This window comes from Mesorhizobium sp. B2-5-3, from assembly GCF_006441005.1.
GTDB lineage: Bacteria > Pseudomonadota > Alphaproteobacteria > Rhizobiales > Rhizobiaceae > Mesorhizobium.
Map to the genome: position 1 here is coordinate 71,759 of NZ_VFUS01000005.1, position 25,215 is coordinate 96,973.

Annotated in this window: 20 protein-coding genes; 9 read left to right on the forward strand and 11 right to left on the reverse strand. The window is 65.2% G+C overall.

All coding sequences use genetic code 11. The features are described 5' to 3' along the window. Window positions 1-26: 26 nt before the first annotated feature. Complete coding sequence (locus FJ867_RS13290; protein ID WP_140559740.1) at window positions 27-2,828, reverse strand: [protein-PII] uridylyltransferase; 2,802 nt, start codon at window positions 2,826-2,828, stop codon at window positions 27-29. A 187-nt stretch (window positions 2,829-3,015) separates the two neighbouring features. Here FJ867_RS13290 and FJ867_RS13295 point away from each other — a divergent pair, with 187 nt between their 5' ends. From FJ867_RS13295 to FJ867_RS13305, 3 genes are all read left to right on the forward strand, one after another. After that, a complete protein-coding gene (locus FJ867_RS13295) occupies window positions 3,016-5,520 on the forward strand; it encodes a heavy metal translocating P-type ATPase (protein WP_140817603.1) in 2,505 nt (834 codons plus the stop codon). Window positions 5,521-5,563: 43 nt separating this feature from the next. Next, window positions 5,564-5,956 carry a DUF305 domain-containing protein gene (locus FJ867_RS13300; protein WP_140523609.1) on the forward strand — a complete coding sequence of 131 codons (393 nt, stop codon included), beginning with the start codon at window positions 5,564-5,566 and terminating at the stop codon, window positions 5,954-5,956. Window positions 5,957-6,034: 78 nt separating this feature from the next. Continuing rightward, the gene (locus FJ867_RS13305; protein ID WP_140512968.1) at window positions 6,035-6,880 is read left to right on the forward strand and encodes an aldo/keto reductase; all 846 of its coding nucleotides are present in this window, start codon (window positions 6,035-6,037) and stop codon (window positions 6,878-6,880) included. A 255-nt stretch (window positions 6,881-7,135) separates the two neighbouring features. Here FJ867_RS13305 and mutS read toward each other — a convergent pair whose 3' ends face one another. Continuing rightward, the gene (gene mutS / locus FJ867_RS13315; RefSeq protein WP_140523612.1) at window positions 7,136-9,898 is read right to left on the reverse strand and encodes a DNA mismatch repair protein MutS; all 2,763 of its coding nucleotides are present in this window, start codon (window positions 9,896-9,898) and stop codon (window positions 7,136-7,138) included. A 217-nt stretch (window positions 9,899-10,115) separates the two neighbouring features. On the opposite strand from mutS, the gene FJ867_RS13320 reads away from it, so the two are divergent. Beyond that, window positions 10,116-12,395 (forward strand): NADP-dependent malic enzyme, encoded by a 2,280-nt coding sequence (locus FJ867_RS13320; RefSeq protein ID WP_140497115.1) that lies wholly within the window; start codon window positions 10,116-10,118, stop codon window positions 12,393-12,395. Window positions 12,396-12,443: 48 nt separating this feature from the next. On the opposite strand, the gene FJ867_RS13325 is transcribed toward FJ867_RS13320, so the two are convergent. Both FJ867_RS13325 and FJ867_RS13330 read right to left on the reverse strand, forming a co-directional pair. After that, window positions 12,444-13,139 carry a hypothetical protein gene (locus FJ867_RS13325; RefSeq protein WP_140564934.1) on the reverse strand — a complete coding sequence of 232 codons (696 nt, stop codon included), beginning with the start codon at window positions 13,137-13,139 and terminating at the stop codon, window positions 12,444-12,446. Between the two features lie 470 nt (window positions 13,140-13,609). Next, window positions 13,610-14,602, reverse strand: a complete 993-nt coding sequence (locus FJ867_RS13330; protein WP_140523618.1) for an adenosine kinase — start codon at window positions 14,600-14,602, stop codon at window positions 13,610-13,612. Between the two features lie 199 nt (window positions 14,603-14,801). On the opposite strand from FJ867_RS13330, the gene FJ867_RS13335 reads away from it, so the two are divergent. Continuing rightward, window positions 14,802-15,704 (forward strand): EamA family transporter, encoded by a 903-nt coding sequence (locus FJ867_RS13335; protein WP_140497107.1) that lies wholly within the window; start codon window positions 14,802-14,804, stop codon window positions 15,702-15,704. A gap of 416 nt (window positions 15,705-16,120) precedes the next feature. Next, window positions 16,121-16,834 (forward strand): sulfate transporter family protein, encoded by a 714-nt coding sequence (locus tag FJ867_RS13340; protein WP_140564932.1) that lies wholly within the window; start codon window positions 16,121-16,123, stop codon window positions 16,832-16,834. Window positions 16,835-16,845: 11 nt separating this feature from the next. On the opposite strand, the gene FJ867_RS13345 is transcribed toward FJ867_RS13340, so the two are convergent. From FJ867_RS13345 to FJ867_RS13365, 5 genes are all read right to left on the reverse strand, one after another. Next, a complete protein-coding gene (locus tag FJ867_RS13345) occupies window positions 16,846-17,844 on the reverse strand; it encodes a proline racemase family protein (protein ID WP_140564931.1) in 999 nt (332 codons plus the stop codon). A gap of 13 nt (window positions 17,845-17,857) precedes the next feature. Next, complete coding sequence (locus FJ867_RS13350; RefSeq protein WP_140523629.1) at window positions 17,858-18,658, reverse strand: oxaloacetate decarboxylase; 801 nt, start codon at window positions 18,656-18,658, stop codon at window positions 17,858-17,860. 152 nt (window positions 18,659-18,810) lie between these two features. Then, window positions 18,811-19,470, reverse strand: a complete 660-nt coding sequence (locus FJ867_RS13355; protein WP_181167621.1) for an HAD family phosphatase — start codon at window positions 19,468-19,470, stop codon at window positions 18,811-18,813. Continuing rightward, window positions 19,470-19,955: a dUTP diphosphatase gene (gene dut / locus FJ867_RS13360; protein WP_140624875.1), complete on the reverse strand. Its 486-nt coding sequence runs from the start codon at window positions 19,953-19,955 to the stop codon at window positions 19,470-19,472. Before dut ends, FJ867_RS13355 begins: the two co-directional genes overlap by 1 nt. A 97-nt stretch (window positions 19,956-20,052) precedes the next feature. Next, window positions 20,053-20,523, reverse strand: a complete 471-nt coding sequence (locus FJ867_RS13365; RefSeq protein ID WP_140817605.1) for an Lrp/AsnC family transcriptional regulator — start codon at window positions 20,521-20,523, stop codon at window positions 20,053-20,055. 115 nt (window positions 20,524-20,638) lie between these two features. On the opposite strand from FJ867_RS13365, the gene FJ867_RS13370 reads away from it, so the two are divergent. After that, a complete protein-coding gene (locus tag FJ867_RS13370) occupies window positions 20,639-20,887 on the forward strand; it encodes a DUF6356 family protein (protein WP_140523640.1) in 249 nt (82 codons plus the stop codon). A gap of 14 nt (window positions 20,888-20,901) precedes the next feature. After that, a complete protein-coding gene (locus FJ867_RS13375; RefSeq protein ID WP_140817607.1) occupies window positions 20,902-21,696 on the forward strand; it encodes a class II glutamine amidotransferase in 795 nt (264 codons plus the stop codon). A 41-nt stretch (window positions 21,697-21,737) separates the two neighbouring features. On the opposite strand, the gene FJ867_RS13380 is transcribed toward FJ867_RS13375, so the two are convergent. Beyond that, window positions 21,738-22,805 carry an FAD-binding oxidoreductase gene (locus tag FJ867_RS13380; protein ID WP_140817609.1) on the reverse strand — a complete coding sequence of 356 codons (1,068 nt, stop codon included), beginning with the start codon at window positions 22,803-22,805 and terminating at the stop codon, window positions 21,738-21,740. 140 nt (window positions 22,806-22,945) lie between these two features. On the opposite strand from FJ867_RS13380, the gene FJ867_RS13385 reads away from it, so the two are divergent. After that, the gene (locus tag FJ867_RS13385) at window positions 22,946-24,538 is read left to right on the forward strand and encodes a peptide chain release factor 3 (protein ID WP_140497087.1); all 1,593 of its coding nucleotides are present in this window, start codon (window positions 22,946-22,948) and stop codon (window positions 24,536-24,538) included. 178 nt (window positions 24,539-24,716) lie between these two features. Here the strand turns inward: FJ867_RS13385 and FJ867_RS13390 are convergent, their stop codons facing one another. Then, window positions 24,717-25,184 (reverse strand): VOC family protein, encoded by a 468-nt coding sequence (locus FJ867_RS13390; protein ID WP_140497085.1) that lies wholly within the window; start codon window positions 25,182-25,184, stop codon window positions 24,717-24,719. Window positions 25,185-25,215: the final 31 nt, after the last annotated feature.

A 25,215-nucleotide genomic window follows, 5' to 3' on the forward strand; every position in this document is an offset into this window, starting at 1 on the left:
CGATTGGGACAAAGTGATGGTGGCGCTCACTCGGCGGCGGCCCTGGTCCTGCTGCCGCGTTCGGAGGCCGTGCCCTCGAGCGTCGCCGTCAGCCGGTTGCGGATGGTGGTGGTGCGTGACGGGCTGTCGATCTTCTGGCCGGTGAGGTCGGTGACATAGAACGTATCGATCACCTTTTCGCCGAAGGTAGTGATGTGGGCCGACGCGATGTCGAGCGACAGGTCGGACAGCGTTCCGGTGATCTCCGACAACAGGCCCGGCCGGTCCAGCCCCTCGACCTCGATCACCGAAAATCGGTTCGACAGCGTGTTGCGGATTTCGGCGCGCGGCGCGATCCGGAAGACCTTGGCGCCGCGCTTGGGTTTGGTGCGCTTCTCGATCATCTCCGGCAGCCAGCTCTTGCCCGACAGCACGTCCTCGATCAGCCGCCCGACGCGCTCGGCACGCCGGCGCTCGTCCTCGTCGCGGTCGAACTCCCTCGAGATCAGGATCGTGTCCAGCGCGCGGCCGTCCGAGGTGGTGAAGATCTGCGCGTCGACGATGTTGCCGCCGGCCGCCGCACAGGCGCCGGCGATCACCGACAGCAGGCGCGGATGGTCCTGCGCCAAAACGGTGATCTCGGTCACCGCCTCGAACTGGTGCGTCTTGACCATGGTGGCGAGCTTGTTGCCGGACGCATCCGCCTCGCGGATGAATTCGGCGTGGCGAAGCTGGTCCGGCAGGTCGACGGTCAACAGGTAATTCTCATAGTGCAGGCCGACATAGCGTTTGCGGATCTTGTCGGGCCAGCCGGCGAGGGCTTCGGCCAGGCACTCGCGCGCCGCCGCCGTGCGCTGGGCGCGCGACACTTCCGAGAAGCCGCCGGTGAGCAGCAGTTCGGTCTCGTAGTACAGCGTGCGCAGCAACTGGCCCTTCCAACCGTTCCAGACGCCCGGTCCGACGCCCCTGATGTCGCAGACCGTGAGGATGAGAAGCAGCTTCAGCCGCTCGACGGACTGCACGATCGAGGCGAAGTCCTCGATCGTCTTGCGATCGTTGAGATCGCGCGTCTGCGCCGTCATCGACATGACCAGATGGTTCTCGACCAGCCAGGCCACCGTTTCGGTGTCGGCGGTCGAAAGTCCCATATGCGGGCAGATGCGCCGGGCGATCCGCGCGCCGGCTTCCGAATGGTCCTCCGGCCTGCCCTTGGCGATGTCGTGCAGCAGCACGGCGACGTAGAGCGCTTCGCGGCTCTTTCTCAGTCCCGGCATCAGCGAATGCGACAGCGGATGCACCTTCTCGCCGTCGCCGCGCTCGATCTCGGCCAGCACGCCGATGCAGCGGATCAGATGCTCGTCGACCGTGTAGTGGTGGTACATCGAGAACTGCATCATGGCGACGATCTTGCCGAAATCGGGGATCAGCCGGCCCAGCAGCCCCGCCTCGTTCATGCGGCGCAGATTGAGCTCGGCGTTGCGGTCCGAGGTCAGGATGTCGAGGAACAGCCGGTTGGCCTCCTCGTCGCGTCGGAGCGATTTGTTGACCAGGCCGAGCGAGCGGGTGAGCAGCTTCAGCGCGTCGGGGTGAAACTCCAGCCCGTGCTTGTCGGCGAACCAGAACAGCCTGAGCAGATTGACCGGATCGCGCTCGAACACCTGGTCGTCGGCGATGTTGATACGGTGGTTGTCGACGATGAAATCCGACGTGCCGGCAAGCTTGCGCTTGCGGCGCTGGAAGGTGAGAAAGATGCGGTTGAAGCCCGGCACATGCTTGGCCTGCTCCTCTTCGAGCGCGGCGCAGAAGATGCGGGTCAGGTCGCCGACATCCTTGGCGACGAGGAAATAGTGCTTCATGAAGCGCTCGACCGCCGACAGGCCGGGATGCGTGGTGTAGCCCAGCCGCTCCGCGATCTCGCGCTGGATGTCGAAATGCAGCCGCTCCTCGGCCTTGCCGGTGAGGAAATGCATGTGACAGCGCACGGCCCACAGGAAATCCTCGGCCTTCTGGAATTCGCGGTATTCGGCCTGCGTGAAGACGCCCTTCTCGACCAGCTCCTCGCCGGTGCGCACCCGGTAGAAATATTTGCCGATCCAGAACAGCGTCTGCAGGTCGCGCAGGCCGCCCTTGCCGTCCTTGACGTTGGGCTCGACCAGATAGCGGCTTTCGCCGGCCTTGGCATGGCGCTCGTCGCGTTCGGCGAGCTTGGCCTGCACATATTCCGGTCCGGTGGTGCGCACCACCTCATGGTCGAAGCGCAGCATCAGTTCGTCGTAGAGCTTCTGCTCACCCCACAGGAAGCGCGCTTCCAGGATCGAGGTGCGGATGGTGATGTCGGTGCGCGACAGCCGCAGGCATTCCTCGATGTTGCGGGTCGCGTGGCCGACCTTCAGCCCGAGGTCCCACAGCATGTAGAGCATGTATTCGACTGTCTGTTCGCCCCACGGCGTCTGCTTGTAGGGCAGCAGGAACAGGAGGTCGATGTCGGATCCCGGCGCCAGCGTGCCGCGCCCATAGCCGCCGACCGCGACGACGGCCATGCGTTCGGCCACCGACCGGTTCTTTACCCGGTAGACATGGGTCGCGACAAAATCGTAGAGCGCCCGGATCAGCTCATCCATCAGATGCGACAGCCGCTCGGCGCAGGCATTGCCGCCGCCATCCTGCTTCAGCATGGCCTCGGCTGTTTTGCGGCCCGCGGCGAGCCGGCCCTTGAGAAGCTGGAGAACCCCGGCGCGGGCGGCCGATCCGGAGCCGTCCCCGGTCGTGGCCGCCGTCAGCGCGGTCATCTCGCGGCGCAAGGCGTCGCCGTCGATCAGTTCATCGAGCTTCAAGGAGATTTTCGCCATGGTACCGGTTGGCCTTGCCTTTTGGGCGGCGTCTATAGCGCGTTTCCGCGGCGCTGGGTATGGGGGCGGGTTGACGCGTTTCCATGGTGCGGGACACCCGCGACAATAAAATTCAAGCCAGTCCTTGACCTTCCAGTTACTGGAAGGACTACCTCCGGCTCGAAGCAGTTTGATAGAGGCATTCGAAATGACGCATTCAGATCACGATCATCACGCGCATGGTGGTTGCTGCGCGGCAAAAGGTGCGGCCGTGGATGCGGGCGCCGTCACACGCGATCCGGTCTGCGGCATGACTGTCGATCCAGCCGCCGGCAAGCCGACATCGCAGCATGCTGGCCGTCTCTATCATTTCTGCAGCGAAAGCTGCCGTTCGAAATTCCGGGCCAAGCCGGAAACATACCTGACCGCCACCGACCCCGTCTGCGGCATGAGCGTGGACCGCGCCACGGCAAAGCATTTTCTGCGCCATGACGGCCAGGGCTTCTATTTCTGCTCCGCCGGCTGCAAGTCGAAATTCGAGGCGGCGCCGCAAACCTATCTCGGCGACAGACCGGCGCCGGAAGCGATGCCGAAGGGCACGCAATACACTTGCCCGATGCATCCCGAGATCATCCGCGACAAGCCCGGCTCCTGTCCGATCTGCGGCATGGCGCTCGAGCCGATGGGCGTGCCGACAGGCGATGAGGGGCAAAATCCCGAACTGGTCGATTTCACCAGGCGGTTCTGGGTCAGTGCGGTGCTCTCGGTGCCCCTTCTCATCGTCGCCATGGCGCCGATGATCGGTCTGTCGCTCGAGAACCTGATAGATGACCGGACAAAGGTCTGGATCGAGCTGGCGCTCGCGAGCCCGGTCGTGCTTTGGGCCGCATTTCCGTTCTTTCATCGTGGTTGGGATTCGATCCGCAACCGCAGCCCGAACATGTGGACGCTGATTTCGCTCGGCGTCGGTGCGGCCTATCTCTACAGCGTCGTCGCGACGCTGTTCCCGGACATTTTTCCGCATCAGTTCCGCGGCCATGGCGGGGCGGTGCCGGTCTATTTCGAGGCCGCAGCCGTCATCGTCGCGCTGGTCTTTCTCGGCCAGGTGCTGGAACTGCGCGCCCGCGAAAAGACCGGCTCGGCGATCCGCGCCCTGCTCGACCTTGCGCCCAAGACCGCCCGCCGCATAGGAGAGGACGGTTCCGAGAGCGATGTGCCGCTGGACAGCGTCAAGGCCGGCGAGCGCCTGCGCATCCGGCCCGGCGATGCCGTGCCGGTCGACGGTACCGTGCTCGAAGGCCGCTCTTCCATCGACGAATCCATGATCACCGGCGAACCGTTGCCGGTCGAGAAGGCCGAAGGGGATGCCCTCACCGGCGGCACGCTCAACAAGAATGGCTCGCTGATCATGCGCGCCGACCGCATCGGCGCCGAGACCACGCTCTCGCGCATCGTCGAGCTGGTCGCCAAGGCGCAGCGTTCGCGCGCCCCGATACAAGGCTTGGCCGACCGCGTTTCCTTCTACTTTGTCCCGGCTGTCGTTCTGGTCGCCATCGCCGCGTTCGCCGCCTGGGCGGTCTTCGGCCCAGAGCCCAGCCTGATCTTCGCCATCGTCTCGGCGGTCTCGGTGTTGATCATCGCCTGTCCCTGTGCTCTGGGCCTCGCCACGCCGATGTCGATCATGACCGCTACCGGACGCGGCGCCCACGCCGGCGTGCTGATCAAGGAGGCCGCCGCGCTCGAACGCTTCGCTTCCGTCGATACGCTGATCGTCGATAAGACGGGGACACTGACCGAAGGCCGGCCGAAACTGACGGATGTCGTGGCGGCCGATGGGTTTTCGGAGGAGGAATTGCTGGGCCTCGCCGCGAGCCTGGAGAAGGGCTCGGAGCATCCCCTGGCCGAGGCTATTGTCGAAGGCGCCGCGACCCGCGGTGTAAGGGTCGCCGAAGCCAATGGCTTCGAGGCGGTCACCGGCAAGGGTGTTTCCGGTGCCGTTTCGGGCAGGAATGTAGCGCTCGGCAACGCCGCGATGATGCGTGATCTCGGTGTCGACGTGTCCACCGTTTCGGCCGTGGCCGAGGCGCTACAAGGCGATGGCAAGACGGCGATGTTCGTCGTCGTGGACAGGAAATTGGCCGGCATCGTCGCCGTCGCCGATCCGGTCAAGGCGACCACCGCCGAGGCGATCAAGGCCCTGCACGACAGCGGCTTAAGGATCATCATGGCGACCGGCGACAATGAGCGCACGGCAAACGCGATCGCCAGCAGTCTCGGCATCGACGAAGTCCGCGCCGGCCTGTTGCCGGAACAGAAGGGCGCGCTGGTCGAGGAATTGCGCGGCAAGGGCGCCGGCGTCGCCATGGCCGGCGACGGCGTCAACGACGCACCGGCCTTGGCCGCCGCCGATGTCGGTATCGCCATGGGCACCGGCGCCGATGTCGCCGTCGAAAGCGCCGGCATCACATTGGTCAAGGGCGACCTCAACGGCATCGTGCGTGCCCGCACACTGGCCCAGGCGACCATCCGCAATATCAGGCAGAACCTGTTCTTCGCCTTCCTCTACAATGTGCTTGGCGTGCCGGTTGCGGCCGGCGTGCTCTATCCGCTGACCGGCACGCTGTTGTCGCCGATGCTGGCGGCGGCGGCGATGAGCCTGTCCTCGGTTTCAGTGATCGCCAATGCGTTGCGGCTGAGGACATTGAAACTTTGAGCCGATCCCCCAAATACGAAACCCGATCAACAGGAGACCATCAATGACCTTGGCCAAAAAAATCGTGCTGCTGCTGATGGCGGCTGGAATGCTGGTTGCCGTCTTTCTCGAAAGCGTTCCCGCACAAAGCGAGGAGATGAAGCACGACATGGCCGGCATGGCGACGGGGGCGGAAGGCCCGTCGACCGCAGGCTACAAGGCGGCGATGAACAAGATGCACGCCGACATGATGGCCTCCAAATACACCGGCGATGCCGACGTCGATTTCGTCCGCGGCATGATCCCTCACCACCAGGGCGCCATCGACATGGCCAGGGTCGAACTCGCCAACGGCAAGGACCCCGAGATCCGCAAGCTGGCCGAGGCGGTCATCGCGGCGCAGGAAGCCGAGATCAAGCAGATGCAGGACTGGCTCGCCGCCCATCCGGTGAAGTAAGCTTTCGCGGCTCGGCGAGAACGCCTCTGAATTTCTCGTCCGGCCTGTGATGCGATCCCGTCTCAACTGGAGCCTGCCATGCCATCGAGCGTCAGAACCACCACGCTGCCCTGCGGCGAAGCCATCCCCGTTCTCGGCCAGGGCACCTGGAAAATGGGCGAGGATTCGCGCCGCCGCGCGGAGGAGGTGAATGCCCTCAAGCTTGGTCTCGATCTCGGCGTCAAGCTGATCGACACCGCCGAAATGTACGCCAGCGGCGGCGCCGAGGAGGTGGTGGCCGAAGCCATTGCCGGGCAGCGTGCCGAGGTCTTCCTGGTCTCGAAGGTGCTGCCGTCCAACGCCTCGCGCGCCGGCGTGCAGCGCGCCTGCGAAAACAGCCTGAAGCGCCTCGCCACCGACCGTATCGATCTTTATCTGCTGCATTGGCCGGGCAGCGTGCCCCTGGCCGAAACCGTCGAAGCTTTCGAGGCGCTGAAGAAAGCCGGCAAGATCCGCCACTGGGGCGTCAGCAATTTCGACACAGGGGAGATGGAAGAGCTGGTCGGCCTGCCCGACGGCGGCAACGTCCAGACCAACCAGGTGCTCTACAATCTGGTCCGGCGCGGCCTTGAGTTCGATCTGGCGCCCTGGAGCCGGAAACGCGGAATTCCTCTGATGGCCTATTCGCCGGTCGAGCAGGGCGCCTTGGCGCGCAACGCCAGTTTAGACGCGGTCGCAGCCCGCCATGGCGTGACACCGGCGCAAATCGCACTGGCCTGGGTGATGCACCAGGATGGCGTCATCGCCATTCCCAAGGCCAGCAGCCAGGACCATGTCCGCCAGAATGTCGCGACACTCGACATCGAGCTTACGCGCGAAGACCTCGCCGACCTCGACCGCGCCTTCCCGCCGCCGAGCCGCAAACGCGGGCTGGAGATGATCTGAGCGTTGTCGGTGAAGCTGCCAATCTCCCCCCCTCGAGGGGGAGATGCCCGGCAGGGCAGAGGGGGGCGCTGTCCCGCCAACATATTAATTTTTACAACGACGGCTTCCGCGCTGGCATGCTCCGGCGGGCATCGTCAGGGGGCAAGTTAATCAAGGCCGGCACTCTACGAGGCCCCCCTCTGTCCTGCCGGACATCTCCCCCTCAAGGGGGGAGATTGGCGGTTTCGGCGATACCGCCGTGCCAGCAGGTTCAATTTACGTCCCCGCCAACCCCTTCAACCGATAAAGCGCTTCCAGCGCTTCCCTCGGCGTCATCTCATCGGGATTGATGTCACTGAGTGCGAAGCCCAGCGCGTCGCTCTTGACCGGCTTCTGCGCTTCCCGCTTCACCGCCACTGAAAACAGCGGCAGGTCGTCGACCAGCCGGTTGGTCTTGCCCGAAACCTCGCCTTCCTCGAGCTGGTGCAGCACTTCCTTGGCACGGTCCACCACCGCCTCCGGCAGGCCGGCCAGCCGCGCCACCTGGACGCCGTAGGAGCGGTCGGCCGCGCCCTTGCCGACCTCGTGCAGGAAGACGACGTCGTTCTCCCATTCCTTGACCCGCATGGTGACGTTGTGGAGCCGCGCCAGCTTGCCGGCAAGCGAGGTCATTTCGTGGAAATGCGTGGCGAAGATCGCCCGGCAGCGGTTCTTCTCGTGCAGATATTCCACCGCGGCCCAGGCGATCGACAGGCCGTCGAACGTGGCGGTGCCGCGGCCGATCTCGTCGAGGATTACCAGCGCCCGTTGGCCGGCCTGGTTGAGGATCGCCGCCGTCTCGACCATCTCGACCATGAAGGTCGATCGGCCGCGCGCCAGATCGTCCGAGGCGCCGACGCGGGAAAAGAGGCGGTCGACGACGCCGATATGGGCCGATGTCGCCGGGACGAAAGAGCCGGTCTGGGCCAGGATGGCGATCAGCGCGTTCTGCCGCAGGAATGTTGATTTACCCCCCATATTGGGGCCGGTCAGCAGCCAGATCGCGCCGTTCTTGGCGCTGCCCTCCGGCGACAGGTCGCAGTCATTGGCCACGAACGGCCCTTCGCCGGAGCGCCGCAGCGCCTGTTCGACCACGGGATGGCGCCCACCCGAAATCTCGAAGGCAAGGCTGGCATCGACCAGCGGCCGGCACCAGGCCTCGCTTTCCGACAAAAGCGCGAGCGCCGCCGACACGTCCAGCACGGCGAGCGCATCGGCCCCGGCGCGGATCTTCTCCGCTTCGCCGACCGCTTCCGCCGTCAGCGCGTCGAAGGCCGCAAGCTCGATGCTCAGCGCCCGGTCGGCGGCATTGGCGATCTTTGTTTCCAGCTCCGCCAGCTCCGTCGTGGTGAAGCGCATGGCGTTGGCCATGGTCTGGCGGTGGATGAAGCGCGCCTTGGCGCCGTCGCTGCCGGTCATCACCGCGTGGTGGTTGGCGGTCACCTCGATGTAGTAGCCGAGCACATTGTTGTGCCGGATCTTCAGGGACCGAATGCCGGTCTCCTCGATCAGCGAACGCTCCAGCCCGGCGATCACTTTTCGCGACTCGTCGCGCAGCGCCCGCATCTCGTCGAGCTCGGCGTTGTAGCCGCCTCGGATGAAGCCGCCGTCGCGCTTCAGCAGCGGCAGTTCCTCGCCAAGTGCCTGCGTCAGATGCCCGGCAAGCGCGTGCGGCAGCGCCCGGATGGCGGCGAGCGCCGCCGCCAATTCCTGGGGCAGGGCGGTCGCGGCAAATATCCCCGCGATGGTGCCGGCCGCCTCGAAGCCGGCGCGCAGCGCGCCGAGGTCGCGCGGGCCGCCGCGGTTGAGCGCCAGCCGCGACAACGCGCGCGGCATGTCGGCGACGCTCTTCAGGCTCGCCCGCACCGCCTGGCAAAGCCGCGTCTCGGAACGGAAGAACGACACCGAATCCAGCCGCGCGGCAATTGCCGCCGGATCGGTCAGCGGTGCCATCAGCCGGTCGGCGAGCAGCCTGGCGCCGCCGCCGGTCACCGTGCGGTCGATCGCCTTGAACAATGAGCCTTCACGGCTGCCCGACAGCGTGCGCAGCAGTTCCAGGTTGCCGCGCGTCGCCGGGTCGATGAACAGGGTCGAGCCGGCCTCCTCGCGCTCGGGGCGCGACAGCGGCGGCCGCTCGGCCTTCTGCGTCTTTTCGACATAGGCGATGGCGCCCGAGATCGCCGACAGCTCGGCACGGGAAAACGCACCAAAGCTGTCCGGTGTCGCCACCTCGAAGAAGCGGGCGATGCGCGCGGCCGCCGAGGCCGAATCGAACAGGCTCGGCGGCTGCGGGTTGGCGACGCGGCCGAGCATGTCGAATACCGGTCGCAATTCGGGATCGTGGAACACCGGATCGGCGACGATCAGCTCGCGCGGATCGACGCGGAAGATGTCGGCGAGCAGCCGGTCTGCGGTGGTGTCTGTGACCCGGAAAGCGCCGGTCGAAATGTCGATCCAGGCTAGGGCAAAGCTCCCCTGGTTCCCGGTCGCGCCGCCGCGCTCCCCGCCTCTTGCATCGCTGCTGCCCTTCACCCGTCCCAGCGCCATCAGGAAGCTCGATTCCGACGGCGCCAGCAATTTGTCCTCGGTGATGGTGCCAGGCGTCACCAGCCGCACCACATCGCGGCGCACCACCGATTTGGAGCCGCGCTTCTTGGCTTCGGCCGGATCCTCGATCTGCTCGCAGACGGCGACGCGGAAACCCTGCGCGATCAGTTTCTGCAGATAGTCGTCCGCCGCATGCACTGGCACGCCGCACATCGGGATGTCGTGTCCCTGATGCTTGCCGCGCTTGGTCAGCACGATGCCGAGCGCCCGGCTCGCCTTCTCCGCATCCTCGAAGAACAGCTCGTAGAAATCGCCCATCCGGTAGAACAGCAGCGAATCCGGGTTCGCCGCCTTGATCTCGATGAACTGCTCCATCATCGGCGTGACGCCGCCAGCGGCTGCCGGCGTGATCGCCTCGGGAGCGTCCGGTTCGTTTTGAATGTGCATGTTCATGCGCTCACGCTAGCAGATGTGGCGGCGGGGTTTAATGCCGGCCATTGGAAAAGCAGGGGAAGAACGGAGATCAACCACCATTGAACGCCATGCGTCCTTCCGACGCCAGTTCGGTAACGCTTGGCGGTTTACACGCGGCGGCGCGTAGTCTTAATTCGGAATCACACAAGGCACCCGCCTCAAGGAGGTGCCGCATGGCGAGGAAATCAAAAGCATCATGGCAAGGAAAACCGAAAACAGCGGTCCGTCCGTCAGCGCGCAGGAAGCGCTCGAATTCCACGCCATGGGGCGGCCCGGCAAGCTCGAGATCGTCGCCACCAAGCCGATGGCCACGCAGCGCGATTTGAGCCTCGCCTATTCGCCTGGCGTCGCCGTGCCGGTGCTGGCCATCGCGGAGGATCCCAGCCGCGCCTTCGACTACACGTCGCGCGGCAACATGGTCGCCGTCATCTCCAACGGCACCGCGATCCTGGGCTTGGGCAATCTCGGCGCGCTGGCCTCCAAGCCGGTCATGGAGGGAAAGGCGGTGCTGTTCAAGCGCTTCGCCGACGTCGATTCCATCGACCTCGAGGTCGACACCGAGGACGCCGACGAGTTCATCAACTGCGTGCGCTTCCTTGGGCCCTCCTTCGGCGGCATCAACCTGGAGGACATCAAGGCGCCGGAATGCTTCATCATCGAGCAGCGGTTGCGCGAGCTGATGGACATCCCGGTCTTCCACGACGACCAGCACGGCACCGCCATCATCTCGGCCGCCGGCCTGATCAACGCGCTGGAGATCACCGGCCGCGACATGAAGACCACCAGGATGGTCTGCAACGGCGCCGGTGCGGCCGGCATCGCCTGTATCGAGCTGATGAAGGCGATGGGCTTTGCGCCCGAAAACATCATCCTGTGCGACACCAAGGGCGTGGTCTTCCAGGGCCGCACCGAAGGCATGAACCAGTGGAAGTCGGCGCATGCGGTCAAGACCGACGCGCGGTCGCTGGCCGAGGCGCTGGACGGCGCCGACGTCTTCCTCGGCCTTTCCGCCAAGGGCGCGCTGACCACCGCCATGGTGCGTTCCATGGCCAAGAACCCGATCATCTTCGCCATGGCCAACCCCGATCCCGAGATCACGCCCGAGGAAGTGGCGGAGATCCGCACCGACGCCATCATGGCGACCGGGCGTTCGGATTATCCCAATCAGGTCAACAACGTGCTCGGCTTCCCCTATATTTTCCGCGGCGCGCTGGATGTGCGGGCCACCACCATCAATGACGACATGAAGATCGCCGCCGCGCGTGCGCTTGCCGACCTGGCACGCAAGGACGTGCCCGACGACGTCGCCGCAGCCTACCAGGGCAACCGGCCGAAATTCGGCCCCAACTACATCATCCCGGTGCCGTTCGATCCGCGCCTGATCTCGGCCATTCCGCTGGCCGTCGCCAGGGCGGCGATGGATTCTGGCGTCGCCCGCAAGCCGATCCTCGATCTCGACCGCTACGCGCAGGAGCTGTCGGCCCGCCGTGATCCGATCGCCTCGACCTTGCAGCGCATTTACGACCGTGTGCGCCGCCAGCCCAAGCGCATCGTCTTCGCCGAGGGCGAGGAGGAGCAAGTGATGCGCGCCGCCGTCTCCTATGTGAACCAGCGGCTCGGCACCGCCATCCTGCTCGGCCGCGACGACGTCATCAAGGAGAACGCCAGGCACGCCGGCATCGACCTCGACAAGCAGGGGCTGGAGATCATCAATGCTCGCCTGTCGCGCCGCAATTCGGTCTATACCGATTATCTCTACGAGCGCATGCAGCGCAAAGGCTTCCTGTTCCGCGACTGCCAGCGCCTGATCAACAACGACCGCAACCATTTCGCCGCCTGCATGGTGGCGCTGGGGGATGCCGACGGCATCGTCACCGGCGTCACCCGCAACTATTCCACCGCGCTCGACGATGTCAGGCGCGTCATCGACGCCAAGCCGGGCCATCGCGTCATCGGCGTGTCGATCGTTTTGGCGCGCGGCCGCACCGTGATCGTCGCCGACACCGCCGTGCACGACATGCCGAACGCCGAGCAGATCGCCGATATCGCGGAGGAAGCGGCAGGCTTTGCCCGCCGCATGGGCTATGAGCCGAGGCTCGCCATGCTCGCCTATTCCACCTTCGGCCATCCCCACGGCGAGCGCTCCGAGCGCATCCAGGAAGCCGTGCGCATCCTCGACAAGCGCCGCGTCGATTTCGAGTATGACGGCGAGATGGCCGCCGACGTCGCGCTCAACGCCCGTGCCATGGCGCAATACCCGTTCATGAGGCTGACCGGCCCGGCCAATGTGCTGATCATGCCGGCCTTCCACTCCGCCTCGATCTCCACCAAGATGCTGCAGGAGCTCGGCGGCTCGACGGTCATCGGCCCGCTGCTGGTCGGGCTGAACAAGCCGGTGCAGATCGTCTCGCTGAACGCTAAGGACAGCGATATCGTCAACATGGCGGCGATCGCGGCCTACACGGCGGGGACCTGAGGAAGGTCCGCGCGTCGGATGCGAAAGCTGCGGCGGATCTGGTCGCGCTTAATCCGCGGAAAACACCCGCGCCGCCTCGACGACCTCCTTGACCTGGTCTTGCCGCAGCAGGTCGATGGGAATGCGCTCGTCGAGCAGCGCCGAGGGGCGGGTCAGCCACAGCCATGCCAGCCTCGGATTGCCGATCAACGACAGCACGTCTCGAATGCCCGCCACCGGCCTGCCGTCCACGAACTGCGCCAGCGGGAAGACGTGCTTGCGGCCGCCCTTGCGCAAGGCGACCACCTCGCCCCGCCTTTGCCAGCGGTGCAGGGTCGAGCGGGCAATGCGCAGGTGTTCCTCCAGATAGGTCGAACCGGCGACCCGCCCGGCCCAGTCTTCGATCAGCATCGATTCGAGATCGTCGGACTGGGTGCGCGGAAGCGGGGAGGCGGGGCCGTCGAAACCCGCCGATGGATTTGTGGCGCCCGCGGTGCCGGCTTCGCTGCGGCGCGCGGCTTCCGCGGCCAGCGCACGCACGAATTTCGACGCCAGCCCCGGAAGGTCGGCATGGATGGCATCGATGGCGCGCTGATGCTTCGGCGGCAACAAGGTGAGGGCGGACGCTATGCTGCCAGCGATCTTGCCGACCGAGACCATGGTGGGTTTGTTGATGGCCTCGTCATAGTGGGCAAGCGCCCGCTCGACCTTCTCCGCGACCATGTCCGCGAAGTCGTCTTGTTTGGTTGTATGAAATCTGTTCATGCGTCTGTCTTCTGGCCGCGAGCGCTCCTCCCCGATCGCGGCCCGTTGCTGAATTTCTAATGTGGAAAGCGGAAATCGCGGCGGCAACAAATCCGGCCGCCCGACAGCTTGCTGTCTTGCATCTTGGCACCCCAACTGGCTGAGGGCGCCCAAATGTCAGTCAAGGACGCCCCGATTGCGTGTAGGTGCGATGTGTGACAGCCGCGCGACGGTGAAGCTGCCGATCTCCCCCTCGTGGGGGAGATGCCCGGCAGGGCAGAGGGGGGCGCGAAGGATCGCTAGGTTGCGGTGGTTCCCTTCCGCGTGCCCATACTCTTCGAACTGGCGCCCCGACATGACAGTACGCTCATGCCGTTCATTTCGGGCTTGGCGGCAGTGTAGAACCCTGGAGATGCCAGCGGGACAGCGCCCCCTCTGGCCTGCCGGCGATCTCCCCCACGAGGGGGGAGATCGGCAGCTTCACCGCCCCCCTACAGCAGCCCCGCCAGTTCGGCCTCGCGACGCAGATTCTGCCTTGGCCTCGGCCCGATCTGCTGGATCACCAGGCCGGCCGCCAGTGAGCCGAGATCGCCGCAGGTCTTGAGGTCGCGGCCTTGCGTGTAGCCATGCAGGAAACCGGCAGCGTAGAGATCGCCGGCGCCTGTCGTGTCGACCAGCTCCTTGATGGCGGTCGCCTGGATGACGACGGTCTCGTCGCCGCGCGCGATGACCGATCCTTTTTCCGAGCGCGTCACGGCGGCGACCTTGCAGTCCTTGCGGATCCGGGCCAGCGCCTCGTCGAAGGACGAGGTCTGGTAGAGCGACTTGATCTCGTGGCTGTTGGCGAAGACGATGTCCACGGTGCCCGAGCGCATCAGCTCGAGGAACTCGTCGCGGTAGCGGTCGACGCAGAACGAATCCGACAAGGTCATCGACACTTCGCGGCCCGCCGCGTGCGCCAGCTTGGCCGTCTGCCGGATCGCCTCCTTGGCGCGCGGCGGATCCCACAGATAGCCCTCGAAATAGGTAACCTTGGCGCCCGACGCCTTGTCGGCCTCGACATCCTCCGGCCCGAGCTCGACGCAGGCGCCGAGATAGGTGTTCATCGAGCGCTCGCCGTCGGGGGTGACGAAGATCATCGAGCGCGCCGTCGGCGGCTCGCCCTGAAGCGGCTTGGTGTCGAAGGCGACGCCCTGGGCATGGATGTCATGCGCATAGATCTCACCGAGCGCGTCGTTGGAGACCTTGCCGAAGAAGGCGGCGCGGCCGCCGAAGGAGGCAACGCCGGCCGCCGTGTTGCCCGCGCTGCCGCCGGACGCCTCGATCGCCGGGCCCATGCGGCTGTAGAGCAGTTCGGCGCGGTGCGTGTCGATGAGGTTCATCGCGCCCTTGATGATGCCATTGGTCTCCAGGAATTCCTCTTCGCACTGGGCGATGATGTCGACAATCGCGTTGCCGATGCAAAGCACGTCATAGTCCGGCATCAATGTCTCCGCCAAAATCCGCGCCGGCTTCTTGCCATGCCGGCCGGGCGCGGGTCTAGCGATTTGCAACCGGTTTGCCTAGGCCATGTTCATATCGCCTGACGCCTAGGCGCTACGACAATTCGGTCGTGGCCGAAGCATTTTACCGCGGCTTTGCCTAAAAAGGGCCGTTCGATCCCGGTCCGAAGGCGGCAAGCCCATGCCTGCAAGAAACGACATGAACACCGATCTGGCGCTGCTCGCCCTCCTGGCGGTGCTTTGGGGCGCCTCCTATACGTTCATCAAGATCGGCGTCGAGACGATCCCGCCGGTGACGTTCATCGCCGCCCGCACCTTGATCGCGGGCGCGATCCTGCTGGCCATCATCCGCTGGCGCGGGCTCGCCATGCCGGGCGATGCAGCGAGCTGGCGTCGTTTCGCCTTCCAGGCGTGCCTCAACAGCGTCATCCCGTTCACCCTGATCGCCGCCGCCGAGCGCTCGGTGGATGCCGGCCTCGCCACCATCCTCAACGCGACGTCGCCTATCTTCACCTTCCTGTTGACCGCGCTCATCACCCGCCATGAACCGGTGACGCTGCGCAAACTGATCGGCGTCGGCGCCGGCATTGCCGGCATCTGCCTCATCGTGGGCACACAGGCGCTGGGCGGTCTCGGCCATGAACTTTGGGCGCAGCTTGCCATCGTCCTTGCAACGGTCTGCTATGCGGGGGCGGCGATCTTCGGCCGAGGCTTCAAGGGCCTCGACCCGATGCTGCCCGCCGCCGGCTCGATGCTCTGCGGCGCCGTCATCCTGGTGCCGCTCAGCCTCGCCGTCGACCAGCCCTGGACCTTGGCGCCGTCGACGGCGTCGATCCTGGCCTTGCTCGGCCTGTCGGTGTTTTCGACCGCGCTGGCCTTCGTCATCTATTTCCGCCTGATCCACACGCTGGGCTCGGTCGGCACGACCTCGCAGGCCTATCTGCGCGTGCCGATCGGCGTCGGCATCGGCGCCGTTTTCCTTGGCGAAAGCCTGGGTTCCACGGCCTGGCTCGGCATGGCCTTCGTCGTCGCCGGCGTCGCGGCCATGACCATTCCCACCCGCAAGCCGGCGCTCGCACAATAGGCAGACAGGGCAATCGCCTCAGACCACATGGCTCCGATTGTCGAGGTAGCGCCGCCCCTCATCCGCCTGCCGGCGTTCGTCACTCGAAAAGCCAAGCAGTTGGCTTTTCGTCCGCTTCGCGGACGCTCCTCAACTCCCCGTAAGTGACGGGGAGAAGGGCGCTGTCATCACTGGTTTCGCCAATCACCACGTTGCGATGGAGGCACCGGGGTTGCCGCCAGCTCCTCTCTCCCCGTTCTACGGGGAGAGATGTCCGGCAGGACAGTGAGGGGCGGCGCCGGCGCTCGCAAGAGGGGTGATGCGGAGAGTTCGAAACCTGAAACGACCGCCTTGACCCACGGCAGGCAATAGAGCTTGTGACCGGCGAACCTGCTGCCTATCCTCCCAGGGGCAATCCGCCGAAGCGAGGAAGCACCGTGATCTCCAGCGCCGCCCGTGCCGCCGCCGGCCAGTTGTTGTCGCCCGAATTCCGCGCCGTCTTCCTCAAGACGCTGGGCTTGACTGTGCTTGCTCTGGTTGCCTTGTGGTTCGGGCTGACCAGCCTCGTCGAGTGGCTGGCGCTGCCATGGCTGCAGACGCTCTTTCCCGGCCTGCCGTCCTGGGCCGGTTGGCTGGGCGGCATCATCGCGGCCATCGCGCTTGCTTTCGGCATGGCGCTGCTCGTCGCGCCGGTCACGGCCGTCATCGCCGGTCTGTTCCTCGACGATGTCGCCGAAGTGGTGGAGCGTACCGATTATCCCGGCGATCCGCCCGGCCGCGCCATGCCGGCGCTGCGCTCGCTGGTGCTGGCGATAAAGTTCTTCGGCGTCGTCGTTTTGGGCAACATCGTCGCCCTGCTGCTCCTGCTGGTGCCGGGCATCAACATCGCCGCCTTTTTCATCGTCAACGGCTACCTGCTTGGGCGCGAGTTCTTCGAATTCGCCGCTATGCGCTTCCGTCCGGAAGAAGAGGCCAGGGCCTTGCGCCGGCACCATGCCGGGACGGTCTTTCTCGCCGGCCTGGTGATAGCGGCCTTCCTTGCCGTGCCGGTGCTCAATCTGGTGACGCCGCTCTTCGCCGCAGCCATGATGGTGCATCTGCACAAGGCGATCTCGGCCCGGCCCGATCGGGGGAGCAAGCCGTCCCGTTGATGCGCCAGTCCCTACCGCAGCAGAAAGCCGCGCCCCAGTTCGTCGTCGGGCTCGACGATGAATTCCGCCCGGCCGCAATAGTAGGCGCGGCCGCCGACGCGGGCGATGATCGCTTCATGCGGTCCGGCTTTCGCCGTCCGCGCCACCGCGCCGGAAAAGCGCGAGCCGGCGATGCTCTCGAAAGTGCGTGTCTGGCCTGTTGCGATCTCGCCCTTGGCATGCATCGCCGCCAGCCGGGCGGTGACGCCGGAGCCGGTCGGCGACCGGTCGACCTGCGCCTCGGCGAAGACGCAGACGTTTTTCGTCGGCTCACCCGAAAACGTATCCCGCCCGTCCGTCAAAATGGTGCCGTAGAGAAAGGCGAGGTCGACATGGTCGGGGTGTGACAGGGGGAATTCCTGCTTCAGCCTTTCGGTCAGCGCCGTCGCCGCATCGACGAAATCGCGCACCCGATCGCGGCCGAATTCCAATCCGAACTGGTGGCAGTCGGCCAGCGCGTAGAAGGCGCCGCCATAGGCGATGCCGAAGCCGATCGCGCCGTAGCCGGGCAGCTCGATCCTGCGGTCGCGTGCGAACAAGAAAGCCGGCACGCTGTCGAACGACACAGCACCCGCCTTGCCGTCGCGCACCTCGACCGAGGCGACGACCATGCCGCAGGGCGCCTCGATGTTGACCATCGTCACCGGTTCCTGCTTGGCCACCAGCCCTTCGTCGACGGCATAGCGGCCGAGCGCGACGATGGCGTGGCCGCACATGGTCGAATAGCCCTCATTGTGCATGAACAGCACGGCAAGGTCGGCGCCCGGCAAATCGGGCTCGACCAGCAGCGCGCCGTACATGTCGTAATGTCCGCGTGGCTCGAACATCAGGATTTTCCGGAGATGATCGAGATGGTCGCGCACATAGGCGCGCTTTTCCAGGATCGTGCCCTTCGGGATATCGGGATAACCCCCGGTGACGATCCTCAGCGGCTCGCCGCCGGTGTGCATGTCGACGACGGTCAGCGTCATGTGTCCGGCCCGCTTATCCCGATTTGCCAAACAGCGCCTGCAACTTGCCGAAGGGCATGGCGGCGCGGGCGAAGCCGAACGTGCCGTCCTGCTGGATCTCGCGCGCCGCCGTTTCCAGCATGCCATAGGCGAAGTTGGTGAGCCACGGCCCAAGCGAAACGCGCTTTGCCCCGGCCGCGGTCAGATCGGCAATGGTGAAGTCGGGCCTTGCCATGACGTTGACCGGCTTGCTCACCGCCGAGCAGACCGTGCGCACCATCTCGACGTCGCCGATGCCCGGCGCGTAGAGCACGTCGGCGCCCGCCTTCTCGAATGCCTGCAGCCGCTTGATCGTGTCGTCGAGGTCGGACTTGCCCCAGAGGAAGTTCTCCGCCCGCGCGGTGAAGACGAAATCGCGTTTCAGCGCGCGGGCCGCTTCCGCCGCCGCCGCAACGCGCTCCACCGCGTGCGAAAAATCATAGATCGGCTTGTTCGGGTCGCCGGTGTGGTCCTCGATCGAGCAGCCGGCAAGGCCGGCGGCTTCAGCCGCGAAGATGGTTTCGGCGGCCTGCTCGGCGCTGTCGCCCTTGCCGCGTTCGAGGTCGGCCGAAACCGGCAGCTCGGTTGCCGCCGTCACCTCGCGGCAATGATGGATCATCTGGTCGAAGGTCACCGCGCCGTCCGGCAGGCCGCGCGAGAAGGCGAAACCGGCGCTGGTCGTCGCCAGCGCCTTGAAACCGAAGGATCCAAGCAGCTTCGTCGTGCCGACGTCCCAAGGGTTGGGCATGACGAAGGTCGAGGCATGCAGGTCGCGAAAGATCTTGCCCTTGTCCATGGAAGTTCCCCCATCGTGTTGAGTGCGATGGCGCGGATTTTAGCTTGCCCGCCTTGCCCGGGCAAACGAATGCGGTTGGCTCAGAAGCGTTTCGCGTTCTCTGCTGACAATTCGTCCGGCGCGTCCTCGCAACCCCAGAAAAACGGTCCAGATCAGTGGATCGGCACCAGTCCGGCCAGTGTGCGCATGTCGTCGAACAGGATGCCGCCGGCTCGCATCAAGCCGTCACGGTCGCTGTAGGGATCGCCATGATAGGAAAATACCCGCATGCCGGCGGCGATGCCGGCCTGCGTGCCGGCGACGCTGTCCTCGATGACGATGCAGTCGGCAGGCGCAAAGCCCATCGTCTTGGCCGCATGCAGGAAGAGGTCCGGAAACGGCTTGCCGCGCGCGACCATGGTCGAGGAAAACATCGCATGTTCGAACAGCGGCAGCAGGCCGGTCTGGCCAAGCGTGATGTGCATTTTCGACACCCTGGCCGAGGTGGCGACGCAATAGGCGATGCCGGCCGCGCGGACAGCCTCGACGAACTCCCGGACATAGGGAATCGCCTCGACCCCATGGGCGAACAGGTCCGGCAGCCCTGCATTCCAGCGCTCGACGAAGTCTGCGCCGAGCCTGACGCTGGTCTCTTCTTCGATCTGCTTCTGCACTGAGACCATGCTGCGGCCGGAGAAGTTCTTGCGGCAATATTCAAAGCTGGTGGGATACCCGGCTTCGCTCAGCCATTCGGCGAGACGCCGGTTGGCCAGGTTCTCGGTATCGACCAGAATCCCGTCGCAGTCGAAGATGACAAGTTTCGGTATGTTCATCAGGCCGTGCCGGTCGAGCCGAACCCGCCCGAACCGCGCGCCGTGCCGCCGGCCAGGTCGCGCTCTTCGACGCCCGCCTGCGTCACCGCGGCGAACACCATCTGGGCGATGCGCATGCCGCGCGTCACCGCAAAATCCTCGTCGCCGAGATTGACCAGCAGCACTTTCACCTCGCCGCGATAGTCGCTGTCGATCGTGCCCGGCGTGTTGAGGACGGTCAGCCCGTGTTTGAAGGCAAGGCCGGAGCGCGGCCGCACCTGGCCTTCCATGCCTTCGGGAATTTCCAGGATCAGTCCGGTCGGCACCAGCGCACGTTTTCCCGGTAGGATCAGCAGCGGCCGATCGTCGGGCACCGCCGCGCGCAGGTCCATGCCGGCGGCGCCGGGGCTTTCATAGGCAGGGAGGGGGAGTCCTTCCGCATGCGGTAACCTTACGAAGCCGACGGTCGGACCGATGACGGAGGAATTTTGGATGGCTGCGCGCATAAAATCGATCCTATCGGCGCGATTGCCGATTCGGTCAATTCGCCCGCGACCCTATCAACGGCTTTCTTTCGGGCATCACTATGGCCGGAGCCAATCCTTAGCGCATTTCCATCGGCACCACCGTCGTCTCCTTGATCTCCTCCATCACGAAGGACGCCGAAACGTCCGACAGCGCCACCTTGGCGATCAGCCGCTGGTAGAGCCGGTCATAGGCCTTCACGTCGGCGACGCGGGCGCGCAAGACATAGTCGAGGTCGCCGGACATGCGGTAGACTCCCGTGATCTCGGAAAACCCGGTCACCGCCGCCCGGAATTTCTGCAACCACTCGGGATCATGATTTGAGGTCCGAACCAGGATGAACACGGAGAGGCCGAGCCCGAGCTTCTCGGCATCGACCAACGCCACCCGGCCGGTGATGACGCCATCCTCCTCCAGCCGCTTGACGCGCCGCCAGCAGGCGTTGCGCGACAAGGCTACCCGTTCGGACAGCTGATCGACCGACAACGTGCCGTCGCGTTGCAATTCGGCGAGCAATTTCCGATCGATTTCGTCGATTTCGATGGCCATGTGGGATGTTTGTCCCACGAACAAGCAAAATACAAGGACATTTTGAGACCGATGAACCGACGAACCGTGCCAGGATACCCCATATCAGGAACTTTAAGCGCTGAAGGGGAGCAGCATGTCGGTCGCAAGGATTTTCACCTCCCATCCGGCCAAGGTCGGCGAAACCTATTTCGGTCACATGGCCTTTGCCGCCTGGTTTTCCTCGCGCCTGCTGACGGCCGCCGGGGCCGCCCTCGTTCACGCTTTCTTGCCATTTCTGTTCGAGACTACCGCCAGCCGAATCGTCCGCGAACTTTACGAGCGGACGCACAACAGAGGTTCGCACGCGGTCAAGGAGCCCAAGGCCCTTCCGGACCACGCCTAGGAACGGAAGAAGCGATGTGCCGGTGGGCGGCCTATCTCGGTGAAGCGGTCTTCCTCGAAGACATCCTCACGGCGCCCTGCCACTCGCTGATCGCCCAGAGCCATTGCGCCGAGGAAGCCAAGTCGCCGACCAATGGCGATGGTTTCGGCCTTGCCTGGTATGGCGACCGGTCCGAGCCCGGCCTCTACCGCGACATCCTGCCGGCCTGGTCCGATCCCAATCTGAAGAGCTTGTGCCGACAGATCAAATCCGGATTGTTTCTCGCCCATGTGCGCGCCTCGACCGGCGGCGCCACCAGCCGCATGAATTGCCATCCCTTCATCTCGGGCCCTTGGTCGTTCATGCACAACGGCCAGATCGGCGGCTTCGAGAAGATCCGCCGCGCGCTGGAAAATTCGCTGTCCGACGCCGTCTTCGACCAGCGCGAGGGCACCACCGATTCCGAGCTGTTTTTTCTCCTGATGATCGACGAAGGGTTGGCCGCCGATCCGAAAGGCGCCGTCGCCCGTGCCACCAGCCGCGTGCTGGAGGCTTCGCGGCGTGCCGGCATCGAGCCGGCGCTGAAGCTGACGGCCGCCTTTTCCGACGGGCAGGCCCTCCACGCGGTCCGCTACGCCACGGATGACCACGCGCCCACCCTCTATACCGCTGCCAAGGGCGGCGGCCGCTGCATCGTCTCCGAACCCTTCGACCGTGAAGGCGGCGACTGGCAGGCGATCCCGCCATCGAGCTTCGTCACCATGACCAGGGATGGCGTGAATATTCAGCCGTTTGCGCCGGCCCCGGCGAAGCTGGCGCTGGCCGGGTAGCCTCCTCGCGGCGCGAATTGCCGTAGAGAGCCGTCACCAAGCTATTGAGCGAACCGACCCAATCCATAGGGCGCCAGCAGCGGATCGCGCTCGCCGTCGAGGATTTCGCGCGCCGCGAACAAGCCGACCGCCGGCGCCAGCGTGATGCCGGAATGCGTGACCGCGATATAGAGGCCGTCCATGCCCTCGGCGCGGCCGATGATCGGGAAGCCGTCGATCGGCGTCGGCCGGTAACCGACCGTATGGAAATCGAGTTCCAGGCCATCGCCGCCGCGCAGCATGGCTTGCACCGCCGCAAACAGTTCGCGCGCCGTCGCAGCCGCATCCATCCCGGGATCGGCACCGCCGAAGTCCGACCCGGCGATGATGCGGCCTTGCGCCGTCTGGCGCATGTGCAGCCGCTCGGCCAGCACCAGACCGTTGAGCAATTTTCTGTAAGGTCGCGAATGGACGATCAGGCCGGGCGGCATTTCGATCGGTAGCCTTATGCCGGCCGTCGCGGCAATCTCCGGCGAGCCGACGCCGGCCGCGATCACCACCTCGTCGGCTGCAAACAGCCCATGCGACGTGTCCACGCCCGTCGTCCTGCCGCCGGTTTGGACCAACGCCGTAACCGTGCTGGAGACGAAGCGCGCACCGCGCCGTTCGGCGTCGGCCAGCAGCGCGTTCGTCGCTGCGACCGGCTCGGCGACACCCTCCTCGGCGACATGCAAGGCGAAGTCGGAAAGCCCGGCGAGATTGGGCTCGATGCCGACCGCGCCGGCGCGGTCGACCCGCCTGATGCCATAACCCCAGGACGAATGCTCCGCCGCATAGGCCTCCAATTTGTCCGCCGGCAAGTCCCAGCACAGCCCGCCGCACCAGGCGAGCGGAAGGCCGGGCAGGTCCTGCGCCAGCCGCGACCATTCCGCCATGGAGCGGATGCGCAGCCGGAAATACGGTTCCGGATTGCCCCAGCTGGCATTTATCCAGGCAAACGAGTTCGGCGTCGCCACGCTGCCGGCAGCGCTGTCGGCAATGACCGTCACCTGCGCGCCCGCCTTGGCCAGGTGCCAGGCGATCGAGGCGCCGATGATGCCGGCGCCGATGACGATCACTTTCTTGCTCATGCAGGATCTCCATCGAACAGGTCTTCTGATGCCATCGCGTCGTCCCTATCTCAAGAGCCGGCGGACCAATCCGGGCAAATCTGTTCGACAGGCCGGGAAAGCGCTGCTAGAAGCCCGCGCCACAGACAGGATTCCATAAATTGGCTGAAGACATCGAACAGGCGGTATCGCGCCGCCGTACTTTCGCGATCATCGCCCACCCGGACGCCGGCAAGACGACGCTCACCGAAAAGCTGCTGCTGTTCGGTGGCGCCATCCAGCTTGCCGGCGAGGTCAAGGCCAAGAAGGACCGCATCCAGACCCGATCGGACTGGATGAAGATCGAGCGCGAACGCGGCATTTCGGTCGTCACCTCGGTGATGACGTTCGAGTATGAGGACAATGTCTTCAATCTGCTCGACACGCCCGGCCACGAGGATTTCGCCGACGACACCTACCGCACGCTGTCGGCGGTCGACTCAGCGGTCATGGTCATCGACGCCGCCAAGGGCATCGAGCCGCGCACGCTGAAGCTGTTCGAGGTCTGCCGGCTGCGCGACATCCCGATCATCACCTTCGTCAACAAGATGGACCGCGAGAGCCGCGATCCCTTCGAGATACTAGACGAAATCGAGCAGAAGCTGGCGCTCGATACCGCGCCCATCACCTGGCCGATCGGCCGCGGCAGGACGTTTTCGGGCACTTACCACCTGGCGCTGAACGCCGTGCGCAAGGGCGATGACGAGAAGGAACGCACTCCGGTCAACGGTCCCGATTCCAACCGCGTCGCCGGCCTGTTGCCGGAAAACGAGCGCGAGGCCTTCATCGAGGAGCTGGAACTCGCGCGCGAAGCCTGCCGTCCGCTCGACATCGACGCCTTTCGCGAGGGCCATCTGACGCCGGTCTATTTCGGCTCGGCGCTGCGCAATTACGGCGTGCGCGACCTGATCGAGGCGCTCGGCGCTTTCGGGCCGCCGCCGCGCGCGCAGGATGCCGACACCCGGATGGTGGAGGCGACCGAGGACAAGATGACCTCCTTCGTTTTCAAGATCCAGGCCAATATGGATCCCAACCACCGCGACCGCATCGCCTTCGTGCGCGTCTGCTCGGGCAAGCTCGAGCGCGGCATGAAGGCCAAGCTGGTGCGCACCGGCAAGCCGATGAGCCTGTCTGCGCCGCAATTCTTCTTCGCCCGCACCCGCGTCACCGCCGACGAGGCCTTTGCCGGCGACGTCGTCGGCATCCCCAACCACGGCACGCTGCGCATCGGCGACACGCTGACCGAGGGTGAGGAAATCCTGTTCCGCGGCGTGCCGAACTTCGCCCCGGAAATCCTGCGTCGTGTGCGCCTCGGTGATGCGATGAAGGCCAAGAAGCTGAAGGAGGCGCTGCACCAGATGGCGGAGGAGGGCGTCGTGCAGCTGTTTTCGCCCGAGGACGGCTCGCCGGCCATCGTCGGCGTCGTCGGTGCGCTGCAGCTCGACGTGCTGAAGGAGCGGCTGAACTTCGAATACACGCTGCCGGTCGAATTCGAGATGTCGCGTTTTTCGGTCTGCCGCTGGATATCGGCTGACGACAAGACGGAAGTGCAGCGCTTCATCGAAGCCCATCGCGGCGACATTGCCCGCGATCTCGACAACGACCCGGTGTTCCTCGCCCAGCACGCCTTCTCGCTGAATTACGAGGCCGAGCGCTGGAAGGCGATCCGCTTCGCCACGATCAAGGACTACCAGGTCCGCGACAAGGCGGCGTAGCGGCGCTGCCTTTTTCCTTCTCCCCTTGTTGTGGGAGAAGGTGTCGCTGAAGGCGACGGATGAGGGGCAGCGCCGGCCTCAAAAATCAATGGACAGCCCTGCCCTTCGCAGGCTCAGGGCGTTCGAAGCTCGGAAAAGCCAATCAATTGGCTTTCCGTCCGCTTACGCGGACCACTTCTCACCCCTTCGCCGCCTCTTCGATCTTGGCGATGTCGATCTTGCCCATCTTCATCATCGCACTCATCACCCGGCCGGCCTTTTCCCGGTCCGGATCCTGGAGCAGGCGCGGCAGCTGTTCCGGCACGACCTGCCAGGAGACGCCGAACTTGTCCTTCAGCCAGCTGCACGGGCCGGGCTCGCCGCCCTCGGTGAGCCTCTCCCAGAAATAGTCGACTTCTTCCTGCGTCTTGCAGTCGATCGACTGCGACATCGCCTCGTTGAACTTGAATTGCGGTCCGCCGTTGAGCGCCTGGAACGGCACGCCGTCGAGCTCGAACGTGGTCAGCAGCACTTTGCCTTCATCGGCGTGGCCCTTGGGCCAACGCATGACGCTCAGCACCTTCGAATTCTTGAAGATGGAGACATAGTGGTTCATCGCCTCTTCGGCCTGTCCATCGAACCACAGGCAGGTGGTGATCTTTTGCATGTCGTGCTCCTCGGTTGCTTCTTGCTGCTAC

Coding starts and splice junctions, on each gene's coding strand:
- FJ867_RS13290 (WP_140559740.1), bottom strand. CDS start 2,828: ATGGCGAAAATCTCCTTGAAGCTCGATGAACTGATCGACGGCGACGCC.
- FJ867_RS13295 (WP_140817603.1), top strand. CDS start 3,016: ATGACGCATTCAGATCACGATCATCACGCGCATGGTGGTTGCTGCGCG.
- FJ867_RS13300 (WP_140523609.1), top strand. CDS start 5,564: ATGACCTTGGCCAAAAAAATCGTGCTGCTGCTGATGGCGGCTGGAATG.
- FJ867_RS13305 (WP_140512968.1), top strand. CDS start 6,035: ATGCCATCGAGCGTCAGAACCACCACGCTGCCCTGCGGCGAAGCCATC.
- mutS (WP_140523612.1), bottom strand. CDS start 9,898: ATGAACATGCACATTCAAAACGAACCGGACGCTCCCGAGGCGATCACG.
- FJ867_RS13320 (WP_140497115.1), top strand. CDS start 10,116: ATGGCAAGGAAAACCGAAAACAGCGGTCCGTCCGTCAGCGCGCAGGAA.
- FJ867_RS13325 (WP_140564934.1), bottom strand. CDS start 13,139: ATGAACAGATTTCATACAACCAAACAAGACGACTTCGCGGACATGGTC.
- FJ867_RS13330 (WP_140523618.1), bottom strand. CDS start 14,602: ATGCCGGACTATGACGTGCTTTGCATCGGCAACGCGATTGTCGACATC.
- FJ867_RS13335 (WP_140497107.1), top strand. CDS start 14,802: ATGCCTGCAAGAAACGACATGAACACCGATCTGGCGCTGCTCGCCCTC.
- FJ867_RS13345 (WP_140564931.1), bottom strand. CDS start 17,844: ATGACGCTGACCGTCGTCGACATGCACACCGGCGGCGAGCCGCTGAGG.
- FJ867_RS13350 (WP_140523629.1), bottom strand. CDS start 18,658: ATGGACAAGGGCAAGATCTTTCGCGACCTGCATGCCTCGACCTTCGTC.
- FJ867_RS13355 (WP_181167621.1), bottom strand. CDS start 19,470: ATGAACATACCGAAACTTGTCATCTTCGACTGCGACGGGATTCTGGTC.
- dut (WP_140624875.1), bottom strand. CDS start 19,955: ATGCGCGCAGCCATCCAAAATTCCTCCGTCATCGGTCCGACCGTCGGC.
- FJ867_RS13365 (WP_140817605.1), bottom strand. CDS start 20,523: ATGGCCATCGAAATCGACGAAATCGATCGGAAATTGCTCGCCGAATTG.
- FJ867_RS13370 (WP_140523640.1), top strand. CDS start 20,639: ATGTCGGTCGCAAGGATTTTCACCTCCCATCCGGCCAAGGTCGGCGAA.
- FJ867_RS13375 (WP_140817607.1), top strand. CDS start 20,902: ATGTGCCGGTGGGCGGCCTATCTCGGTGAAGCGGTCTTCCTCGAAGAC.
- FJ867_RS13380 (WP_140817609.1), bottom strand. CDS start 22,805: ATGAGCAAGAAAGTGATCGTCATCGGCGCCGGCATCATCGGCGCCTCG.
- FJ867_RS13390 (WP_140497085.1), bottom strand. CDS start 25,184: ATGCAAAAGATCACCACCTGCCTGTGGTTCGATGGACAGGCCGAAGAG.